The following is a 12,487-nucleotide window of genomic DNA, read 5'->3' as shown; positions in this document are numbered from 1 at the left end:
ATTCTCAGGAGTAAATCGTCCATGTTCTCCCCGCGTCGCCTGATCATCGCCGCCACCGCTTTCGCCATGCTCTCGGGTTGTGCTCAGAACCCCTACAACCAACAGGGTGAAGTCCAGGCTCCCGCCGAAGGCGGCATGAGCAAGACCGCCAAGTACGGCGCCCTGGGTGCCCTGGCTGGTGCCGTAGCTGGCGCGGCGATCAACCACGACAATCGTGGCAAGGGTGCCCTGATCGGTGCTGCCGTGGCTGGCGCGGCCAGTGCGGGCTACGGCTACTACGTCGACAAGCAGGAAGCCGAACTGCGCCGCAGCATGGAAGGCACCGGCGTGCAGGTACAGCGCCAGGGCGACAGCATCAACCTGATCATGCCCGGCAACATCACGTTCGCCACCAATTCGGCGAACATCGCCAGCAACTTCTATGCACCGCTGAACAATCTGGCGACTTCCTTCAAGCAGTACGACCAGAACAACATCGAAGTGATTGGCCATACCGACAGCACCGGTAGCCACCAATACAACATGAACCTGTCGCAGCAGCGCGCCCAGAGCGTGGCCAACTACCTGACGGCCCAGGGCGTCAACGGTACCCGCGTGAGCTCCCGTGGCATGGGGCCGGACCAGCCGGTCGCGAGCAATGCCAATGAGGCGGGCCGTTCGCAGAACCGCCGCGTGGAAGTCAAGCTGACCCCCATCCCCGGCGCCCAGGCTCCGCAGCAGTAACCGCTACCGCTCCATCTCCACGAGGCCCGCTGTTGCGGGCCTCGTCGTTTCTGCCGCTCGTCGTGCGATTACTGGCGCAACGCCAGTTGCCACTTTCCTGTCTAGACTGCGTTGCAGGGCTCCGAGGAGCCCGGCCCGGGTCGTAGGCCAGCGCCCCCCAGAGGCGATGTCGAGGCCATGGAAAGGACAGGAGCGTGCATGGACGATCATCAATTCCCCGTATCCCGCAAATACCTTCTTCCGCTGCTGGTAACGCTCGCATTGATGCTCGTTTCCGGTGGCCTGGTGCTATGGCAATGGTTGGCCCTCGAAGCGCGCAACAGTGCTGAGTACGAGCAGCGATTCAGCATCGAGGCAGAGGAAATTGCCCAGCGTGTCAGCATCCGCATGCGTGCTTACGAGATGGTGCTGCGCGGCATGTCCGGCCTGATGGTGGGTAGCTCCGCTGTCTCGGCCGAGGAATGGGCACGGGCCACTGACCAGTTGCAGTTGCAGGAGCGCTATCCAGGGATCCAGGCATTGGCCTGGGCGCGCTACCTGAAGCACGAGGAACTCAACGATTTCGTCGCTGAGATCTGGGACCAAGGGCGCCGCGAATTCCGGGTTTTCCCCTCGGAACCTCGAGAGGAATACCTCGTGGTGCAGTACAGCAGCCCCATGGATTGGCGAAACCGCCGCACGCTGGGTTTCGACATGCTTACCGAAACGGTGCGCATGGAAGCCATCAATCACGCCCGCGAAAGTGGCGAGGCCATCCTTACCGGACCGGTGAAACTTCGGCAGGAAACCGACCAGCAGGTGCAAAGCGGTTTGCTTCTGTACATGCCGGTGTATCGTCCGGACGCTCCCAGTAGCACGGTCGAGGAACGCCGTGCGGGACTGATTGGCATGGTGTGCGGTGCATTTCGTGTGAATGATCTGATGGAGGGCATCCTCGGGACCCAGGGCAGCCTTTACAGCATCGAGCTCAAGGACATGGGAAGCCCGGAGGCCCCCATGCTGGATGTGGCAGATGCAAGCCACAAACCGCGATTCCACCGGGTCGAGGAGTTGAAGCTGTTTGGCCGTACCTGGGCCTTGGGCGTGGGCAGCACGGCAAAGTACGAAGCCATGCTGGGCAACAGCCGCATAGCGTTCAGCCTCTGGACCGGTCTTGCCGCTGCCGTGCTGCTGTCCCTGCTGGTGGGGGGCTACCTCTACCAGCGCGAGCGGCGTCTGCAGCTCAGCCTCTCCACCACCTCCAAACTCGCCGAGCGCGAAGAGCGTTTCCGCTTGCTGTTGCAGCATCTGCCAGTGGCCACGTTGACCTGCTCGGAAGATGGTCGAATCGAAATGGCCAATGCCCGGGCGGGGGAGTTGTTCCGTTGCACGGTGGATGAACTGGTAGGGCAGAATCTGCGCCGCTTCGTACCCGGCCTGGTGAACTTGCCGCAACAGCTCGCGAGTCAGACGCCCGCCGAGCTGACTGAAGTGCAGGCCCAGCAGGATGACGGCGAGCGTATTGCGGTGGCCTACAGCCTCAGTACCTTCAATCACGGCAATGACCTGCGGTACCTGTTGAGCCTGGTCGACCTGCAAGCACGCAAGAGTGCCGAGGAGCGTTTCCGCCTGGTGGTCGAAGCCTCCCCCAACGCCATCGTCCTGGTGGACACCCGGGGGCGCATTGCCATGGTCAACCGCCAGGCCGAACAGCTCTTCGGCTACAGCCGCCAGGAATTGCTCGAAGAGCCGGTGGAAAAACTGCTTCCCGAGGCCTTGCGCGAGGCCCATGTGGCGATGCGCGAAGGCTTCCAGCGCAAACCCGAGCAACGGCGCATGGGCAGCAACCGCGAACTCTTCGGCCAGCATCGCGACGGCACCATGATCCCGCTGGAAGTGGGCTTGTCCCCGATCCGGTCCGGCCGCGAAACCCTGGTGCAGGCGGTGATCATCGACATCACCGAGCGAAAGGCGGCGGAGCAGCGACTGCGCGACCAGGCCGAACAACTGATGTTGGCCAACCGCTACAAGTCGGAGTTCCTCGCCAACATGTCCCACGAGTTGCGCACGCCGCTGAACAGCATCCTGATTCTCAGCGACCAGCTGCGGCAGAACATGGTCGGTAACCTGACCGAGAAGCAGACCCGGCATGCCGACATCGTCCACCGTGCCGGCAGCGACCTGCTGCAACTGATCAACGATGTCCTCGACCTGGCCAAGGTCGAAGCAGGGCGCATGCAGCTCAAGCTCGAGCCGCTGAACGTCCAGGACATGCTTGCCGAACTGGATGGCAGCCTCCGGCCCATGGCCGAGATCAAGGGCCTGCGCCTGAACACCCACGTCCAGGCGGGCGTGCCGAGGGTTATCCACAGCGACCGTGTGCGCCTGCACCAGATCCTGCGCAACCTGTTGTCCAACGCCCTCAAGTTCACCGAGCAGGGCGAGGTGGAACTGTCGGTGGAACTGGACCCGGCAGCCGCGACCGACGAGCGCGAAGTGCTGCGCTTCGCCGTACGCGACACCGGCATCGGGATTCCCGAGGACCAGCACGACCGCATATTCCAGGCCTTCCAGCAGATCGATGGCTCCACCAGCCGGCGCTTCGGTGGCACCGGGCTGGGACTGGCCATCACGCGCCAACTGGTGCTCGCCCTGGATGGCGATATCACGCTGGAAAGCGTGCCGGGACGGGGCTCACGCTTCATCGTCCGGCTGCCGGTGGCGGTCGCCGCCAGCCAGCCGAAGGATGACGAGGAACCGGCGCAACCGGTGCGCACTGGCCAGGGGCCGGCGGTGCTGATCGTCGAAGACGACGTCAACTTCGCCTCGGTGATCGCCGACGAAGCCCAGACCCATGGCTTCTCCAGCGTCCATTGCCGCAGCGGAAAACAGGCCATCGCGCTGCTGCAGAACGAACGCTTCGCTGCGGTCATCCTCGACATCCTGCTACCGGACATCAGCGGCTGGCAGATATACCGGCGCCTGCGCAGCCACGCCAACCACCGCGCCACGCCGGTGAACATCATTTCCTGTGTGCCGCAGCCCCAGGACTGGAACGAGGACGCTACCCGTTACCTGGTCAAACCCATCGCCCGGGCAGACCTGGAGCAGGTGTTCCAGGACCTGGAAGGTGGGAGTCCGCCGGAGGAGCGCAAGCTGTTGCTGGTGGAAGACGTGGATGTGGAGCGCGAGCACTACCGCGAGCACCTGGAGCAACTGGGCTTCAACGTGGTGGCCAGCGCCAGTGGCGAAGGGGCTCGGCAGGCTTATGCACAGGACGAATTCTCCGCGCTGGTGATCGACCTCGACCTGCCCGACCAGGACGGTTTCGAACTGCTCGACAGCCTCGACCGGGAACGTCCGCTGGACGGCTCGCGAGTCGTCATCAACACCGGTGTAGACGTCAATCAGCAGAACCTTCAGCGCCTGCGCCGCTATTCGGCGGTCGTGGTGCGCAAGGCGGGCGAGGACCTCGACAACCTCAGCTCGGCGGTCCAGGGCTTCCTTGCCGCCGTACGCCAGCCACGCGGCAGCCTGGACATGGACCCGCTGGAAGGCAGCCGGGTGCTCCTGGTGGACGACGACGTGCGGAATATCTACGCCCTCAGTGCCTTGCTGGACGAGGCGGGCCTGAAGGTGACGGCCGCCGGTGACGGCCTGGAGGCGATCGAATGCTTCCAGCGTGAACCTTTCGATCTGATCCTGATGGACATGGCCATGCCCAAAATGGACGGCTACACGGCCACCCGCGTGCTCAAGCAGGAGCACGGTTGCGGTGTGCCGATCATCGCCCTGACCGCCCACGCGATGAAGGGCGACCGCGAGAAATGCATTACCGCAGGTGCCGACGACTACCTGGCCAAGCCGGTCAGTCGCCAGGAGTTGCTGGACATGCTCTACCGCTGGCTGGAACAACCAGGAGGTCGCCATGGCGCACCTGCAGCTTAAGGAGGCCACGGCGGCCAACATCCTGCTGGTGGTGGATGACCGCCAGGAAAACCTCGCAGCCATGGAGGCGCTGCTGGACGACGGCGAATGGCAGGTGCGCACCGTGGATTCGGGCGAGGCCGCTCTGAGATGCCTGCTGGAAGAGGAAGTCGGGCTGGTGCTGCTGGACGTGCAGATGCCGCGCATGGACGGCTTCGAAGTGGCGCGGCTGATGCGCAGCAGTCCGCTGACCCGCTTCACGCCGATCATCTTCATTTCCGCCATCGCCCATACCCAGGACGCGGTGCTGCGTGGCTATACCTCCGGTGCGGTGGATTTCATCCTCAAACCCTTCGACCCCCAGGTGTTGCGGCACAAGATCCAGTCACTGCTGGCCCACGAGCGCAATCGGCGCGATCTGCTGCAACTCAGCCAGCAGCTCGACAGCGCCCGCGCCTTCAACGCCTCGGTGCTGGAGAACGCCGCCGAGGGCATCCTGGTGGTCGGCGAGGACGGCCTGATCAGTTTCGCCAACCCGGCCATGGCGAAAATGCTCCAGGGCAGCGTGGACGACCTGGAGGGCCGGCCATTGCTGAGCCTGATCGCCCATCCCGAGATGACGGGCGAATGGAGACTTTCGGATTTCTACCGTCACTGGAAGCAGAACGAGACCTACCGCCTGCATGATGCCAGCCTCAAGACCATGGGCGGCGAGCGACTGCCAGTGGCGTTGTCCTCCTCGCCACTGCCGCGCTTGCAGCGCTCGATGGTGGTCATTGCCCTGGACATGTCCGTGGTACGCCAGCTGCACGCGCAACTGGAGTCCCAGGCGATCACCGATGCCCTCACCGGGCTGCTCAATCGCCGTGGCTTCCACCAGGCGCTGGAGGCGTCCCTGGCGCGCATCGAGCGCAATGGCAAGCGCATGGCAGTGCTTTACCTGGACCTGGACGGCTTCAAGCTGATCAACGACTCCCTCGGCCATGAAGCCGGCGACCGTGTGTTGCGGCGGGTGGCGGAACAGTTGAAAAACTGCCTGCGCCCTTACGACATCCTGGCGCGCATGGGCGGCGACGAATTCACCGCGCTGCTGGATACCCTCGACCACCCCGAGGACGCCGCGCGGGTGGCGGAGAAACTCATCGAACTGGTCTCGGTGCGCCACCGTATCGAGGGCATCGACATCACCCTCGGCGCCAGTGTCGGCATTGCCTGCTTCCCCGAGTGCGGGCAGAGCGTGGACGGCCTGCTGCGCGCGGCGGACATCGCCATGTACGAGGCCAAGCGCGCTGGTCGCCAGCAGTACCGCTTCTACTCGCCGGAGATGAACGGCCGCGCTCGCTCCCGCCTGATGCTGGAGGAAAGCCTGCGCAATGCCATCGAGCAGAGCGACTTCCATCTGGTCTACCAACCGCAGGTCAACCTGGAGACCGGGCGCCTGCGCGGTTTCGAGGCGTTGTTGCGCTGGGAGCACCGTGTAGCTGGCACCGTGGCGCCCAATGTGTTCATCCCGCTGCTGGAAGAAACCCGCCTGATCAACCGCCTGGGTGACTGGGTACTGCGGGAAGGGGCCCGCCAGTGCAGCTCCTGGCAGTCGTCGTTCGGCGACGACCTGGTGGTGAGCCTGAACGTCAGTCCGGTGCAGTTCGGCATGCCGCAACTGGTGGATGACCTGCGGCGGGTGCTCGGCGAGTTCGGCCTGCGCCCCGAACAGCTGGAGGTAGAGGTCACCGAAAGCGCGTTGATGCAGGACCTGGAGCTGACCCGCGAGCAACTTCGGCAATTGCGAGCGCTGGGGGTACGCATCGCCATCGACGACTTCGGCACCGGCTATTCGTCCCTGGCTTATCTGCGGCACTTCGAGCTGGACACGCTGAAGATCGATCGCCTGTTCATCTCCAACATGCTGGAGTCGCGGCGCGATGCAGCGGTGGTCAGCACCATCATTGACCTCAGCCGCCACCTGGGCCTGGAGGTCATCGCCGAAGGGGTGGAAACCCTGGCCCAGCGCGACTGGCTGCTGGAACACGGCTGTACCTTCATGCAGGGCTTCCTGGTGGCGCCAGGGCTGCCGGTGGTCAAGGCCGAGGTCTTTCCACGGGTGGTGGACTGGGTCGCGTTGCGCGAAGGCGCAGACAGCGTTGTGGTCTCTCCCTGACATTGGGGTGAGGCCATCGCGCACACCGGAAATCGCGGGCCTACACTTCATTTGTCAGGGCATCGGGCGCGCGCCCCCTGCCTATTGAGAAAAGGAGGCTCCATGTACTGCTTTGTTGTGGCGTATCCCAATGCACCGGGCGCCAAGTTCGACTTCACCTACTACTGTGAGGAACACATCCCACTCCTGGCCCGCCTGATCGGCGAAAACCTGGTGAAGCTCGAAGTGCGCAAGGGCCTGGCTGCAGTAGATGGCGCCGTGGCGCCGTTCATCTGCATGGCCAATATCTGGGTACTGTCGGTGGATGAATTGCGCAGCACGCTGGAACTGAACGGCGACGAGATCAGCGCCGATATCGTCAACTACACCAACCTGGCGCCCCTGCTCCAGGTGGATGAGGTGCTACAGACGCCCTAGAGCAAGAAAAAGCCCGCCGATCGGCGGGCTTTTCGTATCCGGCTCAGGCTGCCGGGAATTGCTGGTGCAGCCGGGCGAGCTGGGCGTCCTTGGCTTCCCACAGGCGGTTCACCCATTGCTGGAAGGCGAGGCGGTACTGCTCATCCTGGTCGTAGTTCTTGCCGATGAACTCGCGGGGGATATCCAGCTTCTCGATGCGTACCACGACCTGGCGCAGGCTACCGGTCAGGAGGGTCCAGAAGTTCGGGTTGCCGTCCGGGTAGTGGATGGTGACGTTGACCAGCGAATGCAGTTGTTCGCCCATGGCGTCGAGTACGAAAGCGATGCCGCCTGCCTTGGGCTTGAGCAGGTACTGGAAAGGCGAACCCTGTTGGTCGTGCTTGGCGCGGGTGAAGCGGGTGCCTTCGAGGAAGTTGAAGATGCCCACCGGATTGTCGCGGAACTTCGCGCAGGTGCGACGGGTGGTTTCCAGGTCCTTGCCCTTCTTCTCCGGGTGCTTGGCCAGGTAGGCCTTGGAGTAGCGCTTCATGAAGGGGAAATCCAGCGCCCACCAGCACAGGCCGATTACCGGGACCCAGATCAGTTCCTGCTTGAGGAAGAAGCGCAGCAGGCGGATGCGGCGGTTGAACAGGTGTTGCAGGACCAGGATGTCCACCCAGCTCTGGTGATTGCTGGTGACCAGGTAGCTGTGCTGGTAATCCAGCCCGGCCAGCCCGTCGACGTCCCAGCGGGTGTCGCGCACGAGGCGCATCCACAGCTTGTTGCAGCTGATCCAGCCCTCGGCGATGAAGCTTGCAGCCCAGTTCAGCGCGCCCTTGGTGGCACGGAAGGGCAGCAGCAGCTTCAGCAGCGTGACGGCGAAGAGCGGTATGCACCAGAACAGGGTGTTGAGCGCCAGCAGGACAGCTGCCAGGGCACCGAGCAGGGGAGAGGGGATAAAGCTGAGCATGGAAGGGTGGAGCCTCACCGTGGGTGGTCGTGGCCACCGCGTCATTGGATAGGGCCCGCTGCATTCCATGACTGCGGGCAGAATGGTGGCAAAGGTTAACGGTTGTTCACTCAACTGCAAGCGCGAAGGGTGACCGGGTGGTCGAAGTCGCTCGCAGGTGAAGCTCTTCGCTCTTCTGTGGGGGCGAATTCATTCGCTATGGGCTGCGTAGCAGCCCCTCTGCGGTTAACCAGGGCAGACCTGCGGCCTGCTTAGCGAATGAATTCGCCCCCACATGGAGTGCAAACGCTCAGCTTTCGTTACTGCAAGCCGCCTGGATCGCCGTCAGGGCGACGGTGTGGATGATGTCGTCCACCTGCACATTGCGCGGCAGGTCGTTCACCGGCTTGCGCAGGCCCTGGAGCATCAGGCCGGCGCTGGCCACGTGATCGGCCAGTTGCGCTTCCTTGTAGGCCGCATCGCCGTGGGCGAGGTCGGGGAAGACGAACACCGTCGTGCTGCCATCGCGGCTGGCGGTGGCATAGGGCAGGGGGCCTTCGATGGGAAGGTCGGGGCGGGCGGCGCGGGCCAGGCGGGCGGCTTCGCGGACCTTGGCCAGTTCTGCTTCATCGGTCGAGTCGCAGATCATCGCTACCCGCGGCGTTATCCCCAACGCCTCGGCGGAGTCCGCACTTTGCAGGGCGATTTCCGCCAGGTCGCTGGCGTCGGGGTCGGGGTTCACCGCGCAGTCTCCGTAGACCACCACCTGTTCCGGCATCAGCATCAGGTAGACGGAGGAGGCGATGCGGTAGCCGGGCGCCGACTTGATCAGCTGCAGCGCAGGGCGAATGGTGTTGGCCGTGGGGTGGATGGCGCCGGACACCAGCCCGTCCACTTCATCCAGGGCCAGCATCATGGTGCCGAGCACCACGTTGTCTTCCAGCTGGGCCGTGGCCATGGGGGCGTTGAGGCTCTTGCTCTGGCGCAACTCCACCATGGGCTGGACATAGCGTTCGCGAACCTTGTCCGGATCGAGGATTTCCAGGCCTGCGGGCAATTCGATGCCCTGCGCCTTGGCCACGGCATGGACATCGTCCGGCCTGGCCAGCAGTACGCAATGGGCGATGCCCCGTGCCTGGCAGGCGGCGGCGGCCTGCACGGTGCGCGGCTCGCTGCCTTCAGGCAGGACGATGCGCTTGCCGGCGAGCTGGGCCTGCTGGATCAGGCGGTGGCGGAACGCCGGGGGCGACAGGCGCGGGGTCGCGCTGGGAGCGCCGCAGCGGGCGCGCAGCCAGTCGAGGTCGAGGTTGCGGGCGACGAACTCGGTGACCTTCTCCGCACGCTCCCGGTCGTCCACCGGGATTTCCTTGTTCATCCGGTTGAGGTTGGTGGCCGTGTCATAGGTGCCGGTAGCCACGCCCAGTACCGGCAGCCCGCCTTGCAGGGCGCCACGGCAGAGTTCCAGGGTGCGCGGGTCGGGCTGGATGTCGCTGGAGAGCAGCAGGCCGGCCAGCGGCACGCCGTTCATGGAGGCCAGGCTGGCGGCGAGGATGATGTCGTCGCGATCGCCCGGCGTCACCACCAGCACCCCCGGCTTGAGCTGCTGCACGGTATTGGGCACCGTCCGCGCGCAGACCACGATCTTCTGCACGCGGCGCTGGTCGAAGTCGCCGGCATTGATCACCTGGGCCTTCAGCAAGTCGGCGACGTCGCGGGTCCGCGGGGCATTCAGCTCGTCCAGCCAGGGCACACTGCCCAGCAGGCGGAAATCGTCACCGCGCAGCAGGGGCGACTGCTCCTTCAGCCGGCGGGAGAACTCGTCGTCGCGCACCTTGTTGAGTATCACCCCGAGGACCTTCGGGTCGCGTGGTCCGCCGAATTGCTGAGCCTGGATCTCCAGGCGGTCGGACAGCTCCGAGAGGCTCTCGTCTTCCGGCGCCGACACCAGGATCACATCGGCATCCAGGCTCTTGGCCAGATGGAAGTTGATGCGCGCGGCGTAGCTGGCGTGGCGGGTCGGCACCATGCCTTCGACGATCACCACATCCTTGTCCTGCGCGGCCTGCTGGAACAGGCCGGTGATGTCTTCCAGCAGTTCGTCCAGCTGGCCGTCGGCGAGCATCCGCTCCACCTGGGACTGGGCCAGCGGCATCGGCGGTTTCAGGCCGTGGGTGCGCGCCACCAGCTCGGTGGAGCGCTCCGGGCCGAGGTCGCCAGGATGGGGCTGGGCCACCGGCTTGAGGAAACCGACCTGCAGGCCGGCCAGTTCCAGGGCGCGCACCAGGCCCAAGCTGGTGGAGGTCAGGCCGACGCCGAATCCGGTCGGGGCGATGAAAAAGCAGTGCATGGGGCTCCTTGGTGAAATCGGTTCAGGCGAGCAGGCCTAGGGTGTCGAGGGCGATCTGGCGTTCTTCGTTGGTCGGCACCACCAGCACGCGCGGATGGCCGCGCTGGTGGATGGGGCCGGCGATGCCGCGCACGCAGCGGGCGTTGGCTTCGCGGTCGATGGCCAGGTTGAGCAGCTTCAGGTGGTCCACCGTGCGGCTGCGCACAAGGGGTGAATTCTCGCCGATCTCGCCGGTGAAGATCAGCCCGTCCAGCTGCGGCAGGGCGCAGCTTACCGCCGCCAGGGTCTTGGCCAGGCGGTAGCAGAAGACTTCGATGGCCAGGGTGGCGCCGGCGTGGCCCTGGTCGCGGGCCGTCTCCAGGCTGCGCATGTCCTTGGTCAGCTCGGAGAGACCGAGCAGGCCGCTTTCCTGGCGCAGCACCTGGTCGATCTTCTCCAGGCTCCAACCCAGGCTGCGATGCAGCTGGGTATAGAGATGCGGGTCGATATCGCCACAGCGGTTGGCCATCACCAGGTTCATGCTGGCGTCGCGGCTCTGGCCGTTGACGATGGCGCAGGCCGAGCTGTGCTCGCCGATGTGCGCGGAAAGCCAGCAGCTGTCGCCGAGGGCGAGTCCGGCCAGTTCTGCGGCACGGCGGCTGACGAAGCGGTGACTGTTGCCGTGGAAGGCATAGCGGCGCAGGCCGTGGTCGCGGTAGACGGCATCCGGCAGGGCGAGGCGGTAGACGTGCTCGGGCATGCTCTGGTGGAAGGCCGTATCGAACACCGCCACATGGGGCAGGTTCGGCAGCAGGTGCATGGCGGCTTCGATACCGATCAGGCTGGCCGGCATCTGCTGCGGCGCCAATGGCACCAGGGCCTGCAGTCGACGGATCACCTGGGCATCCACACGGCAGGCGGAGTTGAACAGCTCGCCACCGTGCAGCACGTGGTGGCCGACGCCGTGCAGCTTGCCGCCGGCCGAAGCCTGGACGATGGGCATCAACTGCGACAGCGCGGAGCGATGGTCGGCATTGGGGATCATCAGGCTGTCCTTGTCGCCACCGCGCTGCCAGCGCAGTTCGGCATTGCGGGTGCCGAGCCCGTCGGCCATGCCGTGGAGGATGAATTGACTGTGAGCCTCGTTGACCAGGGCGAAGCGCAGGGACGTCCTGCGGGCGTGGATCACCAGGATGTTGCGTGCAGGCATCAGGTTTCCTCGGTGGGAACGGCCGCCAGCCCCTGGGCGCACCAGCCGCAGGGAAAGAGGCGACCCAACTGGTCGGCGCGTTTCGCGGGGTCGAGTACCCAGGCGCGCGACTGCCAGGGCGGCTGGTGCCGCAAGTGCTGAGTATGGCCGCAGGAAAGCACTGCCACCCAGTGACCGTCCTCGTCTTGCCTGTAGCCGACCAGGCGGGGCCGCCCGTCAGCGTTCGGGTCGCAATCGACTGGCCGCGCGGTTAAACTTGCTCGTTCATCATTCATTTGCAGAAGGTCTCGCACCATGCTGATCGCCGCCAACAAGGCCGTGTCCATCGACTATACCCTTACCAACGACGCCGGTGAGGTGATCGACAGCTCCGCCGGCGGCGCCCCGCTGGTGTACCTGCACGGCGCCGGCAACATCATTGCAGGCCTGGAGCGCGCTCTGGAAGGCAAGCAGGTGGGTGACGAGCTGAACGTTGCCGTCGAGCCCGAAGATGCCTACGGCGAATACAGTGCCGAGCTGGTCGCCACCCTGGACCGTGCCATGTTCGAAGGCGTCGACCAACTGGAAGTCGGCATGCAGTTCCACGCTTCCGGCCCGGACGGCAGCATGCAGATCGTCACCATCCGCGATATCGACGGCGACGACGTCACCGTTGACGGCAACCACCCGCTGGCTGGCCAGCGCCTGAACTTCAAGGTCAAGGTCGTTACCGTGCGTGATGCCAGCGACGAAGAGATCGCTCACGGCCACATCCACGGCGAAGGCGGTCACCACCACTGACCGATCGTCCGCGACTGTCGTCCCGGCAAATCGCGAATC

The 12,487-nt window shown here is 64.9% G+C and carries 9 protein-coding genes; 5 read left to right on the top strand and 4 right to left on the bottom strand.

Going from position 1 to position 12,487, the window contains the following annotated elements:
* Positions 1–21: 21 nt before the first annotated feature.
* The 4 genes from DM872_RS16445 to DM872_RS16430 all read left to right on the top strand — a co-directional run bounded on the left by DM872_RS16445 (position 22) and on the right by DM872_RS16430 (position 7,204).
* Positions 22–723 (top strand): OmpA family protein, encoded by a 702-nt coding sequence (locus DM872_RS16445; protein ID WP_179060480.1) that lies wholly within the window; start codon positions 22–24, stop codon positions 721–723.
* A 198-nt stretch (positions 724–921) separates the two neighbouring features.
* Positions 922–4,650: a response regulator gene (locus tag DM872_RS16440; protein WP_179060479.1), complete on the top strand. Its 3,729-nt coding sequence runs from the start codon at positions 922–924 to the stop codon at positions 4,648–4,650.
* Entirely contained in the window at positions 4,631–6,787 is a 2,157-nt protein-coding gene (locus tag DM872_RS16435; RefSeq protein ID WP_179060478.1) for a putative bifunctional diguanylate cyclase/phosphodiesterase, read from the top strand. The genes DM872_RS16440 and DM872_RS16435 overlap by 20 nt, the downstream gene beginning before the upstream one ends.
* 102 nt (positions 6,788–6,889) lie before the next feature.
* Entirely contained in the window at positions 6,890–7,204 is a 315-nt protein-coding gene (locus DM872_RS16430) for an EthD family reductase (protein ID WP_179060477.1), read from the top strand.
* Positions 7,205–7,247: 43 nt separating this feature from the next.
* On the opposite strand, the gene DM872_RS16425 is transcribed toward DM872_RS16430, so the two are convergent.
* The 4 genes from DM872_RS16425 to DM872_RS16410 form a co-directional block, all read right to left on the bottom strand.
* On the bottom strand, positions 7,248–8,153 hold the full coding sequence (locus tag DM872_RS16425; protein WP_179060476.1) for an acyltransferase: 906 nt from the start codon (positions 8,151–8,153) through the stop codon (positions 7,248–7,250).
* A 289-nt stretch (positions 8,154–8,442) separates the two neighbouring features.
* On the bottom strand, positions 8,443–10,479 hold the full coding sequence (pta, locus tag DM872_RS16420; protein WP_179060475.1) for a phosphate acetyltransferase: 2,037 nt from the start codon (positions 10,477–10,479) through the stop codon (positions 8,443–8,445).
* A gap of 22 nt (positions 10,480–10,501) precedes the next feature.
* Positions 10,502–11,668, bottom strand: coding sequence for an acetate/propionate family kinase (locus DM872_RS16415; protein ID WP_179060474.1), 1,167 nt, complete (start codon positions 11,666–11,668; stop codon positions 10,502–10,504).
* Complete coding sequence (locus DM872_RS16410) at positions 11,668–11,994, bottom strand: DUF3565 domain-containing protein (protein WP_179060473.1); 327 nt, start codon at positions 11,992–11,994, stop codon at positions 11,668–11,670. The genes DM872_RS16415 and DM872_RS16410 overlap by 1 nt, the downstream gene beginning before the upstream one ends.
* Here DM872_RS16410 and DM872_RS16405 point away from each other — a divergent pair.
* Positions 11,963–12,448 (top strand): FKBP-type peptidyl-prolyl cis-trans isomerase, encoded by a 486-nt coding sequence (locus DM872_RS16405; protein ID WP_179060472.1) that lies wholly within the window; start codon positions 11,963–11,965, stop codon positions 12,446–12,448. The two genes, DM872_RS16410 and DM872_RS16405, sit on opposite strands and share 32 nt — an antisense overlap.
* Positions 12,449–12,487: the final 39 nt, after the last annotated feature.

Source organism: Pseudomonas taiwanensis, assembly GCF_013393345.1.
In the GTDB taxonomy this organism is placed as follows: domain Bacteria; phylum Pseudomonadota; class Gammaproteobacteria; order Pseudomonadales; family Pseudomonadaceae; genus Metapseudomonas; species Metapseudomonas resinovorans_C.
Note: the sequence above shows the minus strand (reverse complement) of the source record. Positions and strands in the feature narration are given on the sequence as shown.

Excerpts from the sequence above, each read along its gene's own strand:
- DM872_RS16445 (WP_179060480.1), top strand. The coding sequence starts at position 22 with ATGTTCTCCCCGCGTCGCCTGATCATCGCCGCCACCGCTTTCGCCATG.
- DM872_RS16440 (WP_179060479.1), top strand. The coding sequence starts at position 922 with ATGGACGATCATCAATTCCCCGTATCCCGCAAATACCTTCTTCCGCTG.
- DM872_RS16435 (WP_179060478.1), top strand. The coding sequence starts at position 4,631 with ATGGCGCACCTGCAGCTTAAGGAGGCCACGGCGGCCAACATCCTGCTG.
- DM872_RS16430 (WP_179060477.1), top strand. The coding sequence starts at position 6,890 with ATGTACTGCTTTGTTGTGGCGTATCCCAATGCACCGGGCGCCAAGTTC.
- DM872_RS16425 (WP_179060476.1), bottom strand. The coding sequence starts at position 8,153 with ATGCTCAGCTTTATCCCCTCTCCCCTGCTCGGTGCCCTGGCAGCTGTC.
- pta (WP_179060475.1), bottom strand. The coding sequence starts at position 10,479 with ATGCACTGCTTTTTCATCGCCCCGACCGGATTCGGCGTCGGCCTGACC.
- DM872_RS16415 (WP_179060474.1), bottom strand. The coding sequence starts at position 11,668 with ATGCCTGCACGCAACATCCTGGTGATCCACGCCCGCAGGACGTCCCTG.
- DM872_RS16405 (WP_179060472.1), top strand. The coding sequence starts at position 11,963 with ATGCTGATCGCCGCCAACAAGGCCGTGTCCATCGACTATACCCTTACC.
- DM872_RS16410 (WP_179060473.1), bottom strand. The coding sequence starts at position 11,994 with ATGGACACGGCCTTGTTGGCGGCGATCAGCATGGTGCGAGACCTTCTG.